The 7330-nt window shown below is 67.8% G+C and carries 5 protein-coding genes; all 5 read right to left on the reverse strand.

What is annotated here, in order from left to right; all coding sequences use genetic code 11:
- Nucleotides 1–51 precede the first annotated feature (51 nt).
- Nucleotides 52–1959 carry a methyl-accepting chemotaxis protein gene (locus tag ATO4_RS09285; RefSeq protein ID WP_139802347.1) on the reverse strand — a complete coding sequence of 636 codons (1908 nt, stop codon included), beginning with the start codon at nt 1957–1959 and terminating at the stop codon, nt 52–54.
- A gap of 26 nt (nt 1960–1985) precedes the next feature.
- Nucleotides 1986–2582, reverse strand: a complete 597-nt coding sequence (locus tag ATO4_RS09290; protein ID WP_083591231.1) for a hypothetical protein — start codon at nt 2580–2582, stop codon at nt 1986–1988.
- Nucleotides 2583–3049: 467 nt separating this feature from the next.
- Nucleotides 3050–3829 (reverse strand): 3-hydroxybutyrate dehydrogenase, encoded by a 780-nt coding sequence (locus tag ATO4_RS09295; RefSeq protein WP_083591232.1) that lies wholly within the window; start codon nt 3827–3829, stop codon nt 3050–3052.
- Nucleotides 3830–4117: 288 nt separating this feature from the next.
- Nucleotides 4118–6064 (reverse strand): methyl-accepting chemotaxis protein, encoded by a 1947-nt coding sequence (locus tag ATO4_RS09300; protein ID WP_210191044.1) that lies wholly within the window; start codon nt 6062–6064, stop codon nt 4118–4120.
- Between the two features lie 566 nt (nt 6065–6630).
- The coding region (locus tag ATO4_RS09305) for a methyl-accepting chemotaxis protein (protein ID WP_245308653.1) at nt 6631–7330 on the reverse strand (700 nt) is incomplete at its 5' end.

Genomic DNA, 7330 nt, shown 5'->3' on the forward strand with positions numbered 1-7330 from the left:
CCCTGGACAGGATCGTCGGCGCGATCGCTTTGCTCGCCGGCGGCCGTCCCGTCAGAACTCGGTCCAGCCCTCAGCGACGGGCGCCGGCTTCCTCGCCGCCCCGCCGGATCCGGTGGCCCGCATCTGCGGCACCGGCTTCTTCGCCGCCGGCCTGGCGTCGCGCCTCGCCGCCTCGGCGCCGGATCTGGCAACGGGCCGGGCGACGGGCGCTGTGGCGCCGGCGAGCGCCTTCACCTTGAACCGCGCGACGGTCCGCGCGAGGTCGTCGGTCTCGGATGCCAGCGTCTGGGCGGCAGCGGTCGCTTCCTCCACCATTGCGGCATTCTGCTGGGTCACCTTGTCCATCTGGTCGGCCGCGCTGGAGACCTCGCGCAGGTTGATCGCCTGCTCGCGGGCCGAGTCGGCGATCTTGGCCACCACATCGGCCATGCTGGCGACGACGGTGACGATCTCGTCCAGGCTCTTGCCCGACGCCGTCACCAGGTCGACGCCGCGTTCCACCTGCTCCGACGAGGCGGTGATCAGGTCCTTGATCTCCTTTGCCGCCTCGGCCGAGCGCTGGGCCAGCGCCCGCACTTCCTGAGCGACGACGGCGAAGCCCTTGCCGGCCTCGCCGGCCCGAGCCGCTTCCACCCCGGCGTTCAGGGCGAGGAGATTGGTCTGGAAGGCGATCTCGTCGATCACCCCGATGATCTGCGAGATCTTCTGGGACGAGCCCTCGATCTCGCTCATCGCCGTCACCGCCTGGGCGACGATCTCGCCGCCCTTCTCGGCCTTCACCCTCGCCAATGTCGCGGTCTCGCGCGCCTCGACGGCTCCGTCGGCCGACTGGTTGACGGCGCTCGACACCTGGCTGATCGCCGCGACGGTCTCTTCGAGGCTCGCCGCCTGCTGCTCGGTGCGGTGGGCGAGGTCGTTGGAGGCGACGGTGATCTCGGCGAGCCCGGTGCGGATCACGCCGACGGTGCCGACGACGCTGCCGATGGCGGTTTCCAGCGCTTCGACCGAGGCATTGAACTTCGCCTTGATCGGCTCGAATTCCGGCGCCACCTCGCCCGACATGCGCACCGTGAGGTCGCCGCCCGACAGCCGGTCGAAGCCGGCATCGACGACGCCCATGAAGGTCCTCAGATCGCCCGCCTTGGCGTGTTCCAGCTCGGCCTGCCGCTGCTTGGCTTCCGCCTCGGAGACGCGGGCGGCCGCCGCCTCGCGCTGGAACGCCTCCTGCTTCAGCGCGGCTTCCTTGAACACCCGCACCGCTGCCGCCATCTCGCCGATCTCGTCGCTGCGGCCGAGATCGGGGATGTCGACGGATTTGTCGCCCTGCGCCAGGGCCGACATGACGGCGGTGACCTCGCGGATCGGCCCGGTCACGCTGCGCTTCAGAAAGAAGGCGACGGTCGCGACGACGAGGCCGGCGATGATCAGGCCGACGGCGATGGCCATGGTCATCTGCCCTGCCATCGCCGTGCTGACGGTCGAGGTATCGGTCGCGGTGACGAGCACCCCGACAGGTTGATCCCCCTTGCCGATGGGAATGGCGACGACGATGTGGCCGTCGGTCCACTGGCTCTGCGTTCCGGTCACGGCCGTGGCGAAGGCTTCGAGACTGCCCGCCGAGGCGAGGGTCGCCGAGGTGTAGGTCGTCAGCGGCTTGCCGTTCCGGTCGACGACCAGGATGTCCGACAGGGCGTTGCCGGCGTCCTCGACCAGATCGGCATAGACGCTCTCGACGACTTCGACCTTGCCCCACTTGACGCCGCCGGCCATCTGGTCGGCCATCAGCCTGGTTTCGATCGTCGCCTTTTCCCTCGCCTCGTCATGCAGCATCGACTGCAGCTGCTGCAGTTCGATGCCGACGAGGGCGACCATGCCGAGCACGACGGGGATCGCGGTGACGAGCGCGGCCTTGAGGCTGAGGGAGATGCGTCTGCGACCGGAATTCTGATGGTGAGCCATGGGCAAGTCCTTCTTTCGTGGACGGCTCAGAGTTCGAGCATGTCGAGATTGATGCCGACGGTCGCGGCGCCGATCGGCTGGCCCGTCTCTGGATCGACGATCGTGAACGAGGCCTGCGACTGCAGCATCTGGGTCGACTCGTCCTGTTCGACGCCATCGACGAAGACGGCTTCGCCGCCGCTGCCATAGGTCTTCTGCCACTTGGCCTCGTCGCCCTGCCAGTAGTCGGACGTCGGGTCGCTCTGGGCGACGTTCAGTCCGTGGGCGTCCATGACGAAGACCTCGGTGATCATGCCGCCCGCCTCGTCGCGGAACGTCTTGAGATACTCGGAGGCCGGCGAGTTGAGGCCCTTGTCGACCATCTCGCCGCCGCCTGCCTCGACCTCGGAACGCCACTGCTTGTCGCGGGCGTCGATGTCGGCCTGGGTGATCGCCGCGTTCGCCGCGTTCTGGGCATTGATGGCGGCGACGATCGCCGGGTTGCTCAACCCCTGCTTGAGCTTGGTGTTGACGAGTTCAGTGATCGGCGCGACATGCGCTTCTTGCGCAACGACAGGCGAGACCCATAGGCAGCCGGCGATGGCAAACGGAAGAACACGCGCAAGGATGTACGCTTTATGCATCTCGATTTCGCTCCCACTTCTGATGCTGAGAAGATGGCCCCGCCGCAATGATCGCAGTGGTGCGCCGATTTCTATTGCAGACCATCGCCGCAGGAGATGAATATATCTTTTAAATGGTCGATATAACCGGGTATCGTCGATCGATACTTTGATACATGACCTTATTGTATACTATCTATATTATCATCCCCCCGACATGCGCCGGCCACGCCGATGCCTCCCGGAGGGTTGCTGCCACGATCGTTCGGTCAGCCGAGCAGGCTCAGGTGCCGGAGAGCGCTTCGATCGCGCCCGACCAACGAAAAACCCCGCCGCTGGCGAGCGACGGGGTTTCGTGGATCACAGGTTCGGCAGTCCGGCATCGCCGCTGCCGCGCAAGACGGGCATGTCCGCCGCGAGCCCCTCGTCATTGCCGCCCCGCCCGGAGGGGGCGGGCCGGCGCGCCGGAGCGATCGGGCGAGGCGCGATCAGGCCATGTACCAGCCGTGGCTCGGCACGATCGACTGGCCGGTCAGGGCGTTCGACTTGAAGCTCGCCAGGAACAGCGCCACCTCGGCGACATCCTCCATGGTGGTGAAGGTCTGGTCGACCGTCTCTCCCAGCATGATCTTGTTGACGACCTCGTCCTCGGAGATGCCGAGGCTCTGCGCCTGTTCCGGGATCTGCTTTTCCACCAGCGGCGTCTTCACGAAGCCCGGGCAGATGGTGTTCGACCGGACGCCATGCTTGGCGCCCTCCTTGGCCATCACCCGGGCAAGGCCCAGAATGCCGTGCTTGGCGGCCACATAGGCGGTCTTCAGCGCCGAGGGCTCGTGGCTGTGGACCGAGCCCATGTAGATCAGCGATCCGGACTTCTGCGGATACATGTATTTGACGCAGGCCTTGGTGAGCAGGAACGAGCCGTCCAGGTGGATCGTCACCAGCTTGCGGAATTCCGAGTAGGGAAACTCCTCGATCGGGTGGACGATCTGGATGCCGGCGTTGGAGACCATCGTGTCGATGCGTCCGTAGCGCTCGGCCACCTGGTCGACGCCGCCGTTCACCGCGTCCTCGTCGGTCACGTCCATGGCCACGGCCATCGCCTCGCCGCCCGAGGCCCGGATTTCGGCCGCGACCTTTTCGGCCCCGTCCATGTTGATGTCGCAGATCGCGACCTTGCCGCCTTCGCGCACGAACGTCTCGGCGATCACCCGGCCGATCCCCGAGCTCGCACCGGTGACGACGGCGACGTTACCTTCCATCTGCATTGACTCGATCCCTTGCTGTTCGCTCCTGCAGCAAATGGACGGGAGCCGCTGCACAGCAAGGCGGTCGGGCCACATGACGAAAGTTTAAGTCGCCGCGCCGGGGACCGCCCCGAGCCTCGCACGGGCTCGCGGTCGCCGAACCGGCAGGACGCGCGAAAGCGGGGACGGCCTCGCCATCCCCGCCGTTTTCAACGGGCGCTGCCGGACCGGGCCGGGGCGGATTGGGTCGGACCGGATCGCGTCGTGTCTTCCGGGCCGCTCCTGCGAGCGGCGGACCTCGATCCCGCGTCAGAACTCGGCCCAGCTCTCCTCGGCCTGCGCCGGCCTGCGGGCCGCGCCGCCGGCTCCGGTGCTGCGCATCTGGGCGACCGGCCGGGGCGACGCCGCCGGCCGCTGGGCCGTCTTTGCCGCCGCGGGCCGAACCGCCGCCGCGCCGCCGCCGATCCTGAAGCGCCCGACGGTGGTGGCGAGGCCTTCGGTCTCCGCCGTGAGCGTCTGTGCGGCGGCGGTGGACTGCTCGACCATCGCGGCGTTCTGCTGGGTCACCTTGTCCATCTGGTCGGCCGCGCCCGAAACTTCGCGAAGGCTCGTCGCCTGCTCGCGCGCCGAGTCCGCGATCCTGGCCACCGATTCCGCCATCCCGGCCACCTCGGCGACGATCTCGTCGAGGCTCTTGCCCGACGCCGTCACAAGCGCCACGCCCTTCTCCACCTGTTCCGACGAGGTCGAGATCAGCCCCTTGATCTCCTTTGCCGCCTCGGCCGAACGCTGGGCCAGCGCCCGGACTTCCTGGGCGACCACCGCAAAGCCCTTGCCCGCCTCGCCGGCGCGCGCCGCCTCGACCCCGGCGTTGAGCGCGAGGAGGTTGGTCTGGAAGGCGATCTCGTCGATTACCGAGATGATCTGGGTGATCTGCTGGGACGAAGCTTCGATGCCGTTCATCGCCGTCACCGCCTGGGCGACGATCTCGCCGCCCTTCGACGCCTTCGCCCGCGCCGCCACGGCGCTCTGGCGCGCCTGGCTGGCGCCCTCGGCGGTCTGGTTCACCGCGCTCGTCACCTGGCTCAGCGCCGCCACCGTCTCTTCCAGGCTCGCGGCCTGCTGTTCGGTGCGCTGGGCGAGATCGTTGGAGGCCACCGTGATCTCGTTCAGGCCCGTGCGGATCGTGCCGACGGCCCCGATCACCTGCCCGATCGCGGCTTCCAGCTCTTCCACCGAGGCGTTGAACTTCGCCTTGATCGGCTCGAATTCTGGCGCCACCTGGCCCGACATGCGCACCGTCAGGTCGCCCGAGGAGAGCCGGTCGAAGCTCGCGTCGACGACGCCCATGAACGCCCGCAGATCCTCCGACTTGGCGTGTTCGAGATTCGCCTGGCGCTGCTTGGCCTCCTCCTGGTCGACACGGGCCGCCTCGGCCTCCCTCTCCAGCCGGTCCTGTGCGAGGGCGGATTCCTTGAACACCTGCAGGGCGCCGGCCATCGCACCGATCTCGTCACCGCGCTGGCGGCCCGGGATCTCGATCGCCTTGTCGCCGGAGGCGAGCCGTCGCATGGCGTTGCCGAGCAGGGAGAGCCCGCCCACGATCGAACGGCTCGTTGCCAGGGTGAACGCCCCGACCGCAACGATCGCGAGCAGAGTGGCCACGAGTTGGCTGTACAAGGAGAACTCGACGTCGGCCTGCGTCACCGACAGCGTCTCGGCCAGTTCGCGGTGGGCGCGCACCTTGAGGTCGTCCAGCGCCGTGGCCACCCGCTCGCCGGCATCGTCGATCGTGTCGTCGATCGCGGCGAAGGCGGTGATGTCGGCGCGCTGTGCGATCAGCCGGGGCAGGGTCACACCGATCGCCTCGTTGACGGCGGCGATGTCCTTGCCGAGGCTCGCAACGGCGCCGCCGGCTCCGAGCCTTCTTGCGAGCACCTCGGCCGCCGCGACGTTATCGCGCAGCAAGGCGGAGTTCTTCTCGATCACGGCCATCCGCTCGGCGTTGATCCTGCCCTCGTCCCGATCGATGATCGAGTCCATGGCCATGAGGACCAGCTCAAGGCTGGCCAGCCGCATGTCGGCCGCAACGTCGAGGTCGATCCTCACCGCCTCGGCCTCCGCCATGTCGGCTCGCACGGACTTGCCGGACAAGAAGGCGATCGTTCCCACGACCGTGAAGGCGGCAATGGTGATCACCAGCGTCGCGCGGAGCTTTCCTGCGATGCTCATGGTGAACCGGGCGGCTTGTGTCATGGTCGTCTCGCTTGGTTCGAACGGGGGTGGCTGCTGTCAATTCGGGAAGTCGCGCCGACTCGCGGGAGAAGTTTCGTGCCACAACGGCGGCAACTGTGGCGCAAGAGACGCTTCCGCTGTCGTGCATGACGCGGTTTCCGCCCGACGATCGATAGACAGAAAAGGTAAAAAAACCGATATTGCTTGCTAATCGTCACTGACGATGAGGTGAGTCAGACGAATCCGCGCCATGGCCGGAGCGGCGAGATTGGTAGATCCATCAACTCTTGGATGAATGCGTCCCTCACCTACGGAGGGCGACGTCAATCCTGCAGGAAGACGCGGCGCGATCTTGATGTAACTTGCAACTACATCGTCAAACGATCCATCCGCCGTCCATAGGACGCGCTGCAGCCTCTCGTTGCGGCGGCTGGGTTCGCAGCGAAGGACCACGCGCCGACGTCGAGCGTCCGGCAGAGCGTCGGGCCCGACCCGTCGCCCGCAATGCGCCGACCTCGAACGACTTCGGCCCGGGGCTGGGCTCCCCGGGCCGTCTTCCTCTCACATCGGCGCGAGTCTCGGATCGCTCAGAATTCGGCCCAGCTCTCCTCGGGCTGCGCCGGCCTGCGGGCCGCGCCGCCCGGTCCGGCGGTCCGCAGCTGCGGCACCGGCCTTGGAGCAGCCTTGCTGTTGGCGGAGCTGCGCGCGGCCCGTTCCGCGGCCGGCCGTTCGACGGGAGCGGACGCTGCGCGCCCGGTCCGGAACCGTTCCACCGCCCTCGCCAGGCCGTCGGTCTCGACCGACAGCGTCTGTGCGGCGGCGGTCGACTGCTCGACCATCGCGGCGTTCTGCTGGGTCACCTTGTCCATCTGGTCGGCCGCGCCCGACACTTCGCGAAGGCTCGTCGCCTGCTCGCGCGCCGAGTCCGCGATCCTGGCCACCGATTCCGCCATGCCGGCGACCTCGGCGACGATCTCGTCGAGGCTCTTGCCCGACGCCGTCACAAGCGCCACGCCCTTCTCCACCTGTTCCGACGAGGTCGAGATCAGCCCCTTGATCTCCTTCGCCGCCTCCGCCGAGCGCTGGGCCAGCGCCCGCACTTCCTGGGCGACCACCGCAAAGCCCTTGCCCGCCTCGCCGGCGCGCGCCGCCTCGACCCCGGCATTGAGCGCGAGGAGGTTGGTCTGGAAGGCGATCTCGTCGATGACGCCGATGATCTGGGTGATCTGCTGGGAGGAAGCTTCGATGCCGTTCATCGCCGTCACCGCCTGGGCGACGATCTCGCCG

Origin of the sequence: Aurantimonas sp. 22II-16-19i (assembly GCF_002088275.1) — a bacterium.
In the GTDB taxonomy this organism is placed as follows: domain Bacteria; phylum Pseudomonadota; class Alphaproteobacteria; order Rhizobiales; family Rhizobiaceae; genus Jiella.

Bases quoted from the DNA above. Each gene is read 5' to 3' on its own strand.
- ATO4_RS09285 (WP_139802347.1), bottom strand. From the start codon at position 1,959: ATGGCTCACCATCAGAATTCCGGTCGCAGACGCATCTCCCTCAGCCTC.
- ATO4_RS09290 (WP_083591231.1), bottom strand. From the start codon at position 2,582: ATGCATAAAGCGTACATCCTTGCGCGTGTTCTTCCGTTTGCCATCGCC.
- ATO4_RS09295 (WP_083591232.1), bottom strand. From the start codon at position 3,829: ATGCAGATGGAAGGTAACGTCGCCGTCGTCACCGGTGCGAGCTCGGGG.
- ATO4_RS09300 (WP_210191044.1), bottom strand. From the start codon at position 6,064: ATGACACAAGCCGCCCGGTTCACCATGAGCATCGCAGGAAAGCTCCGC.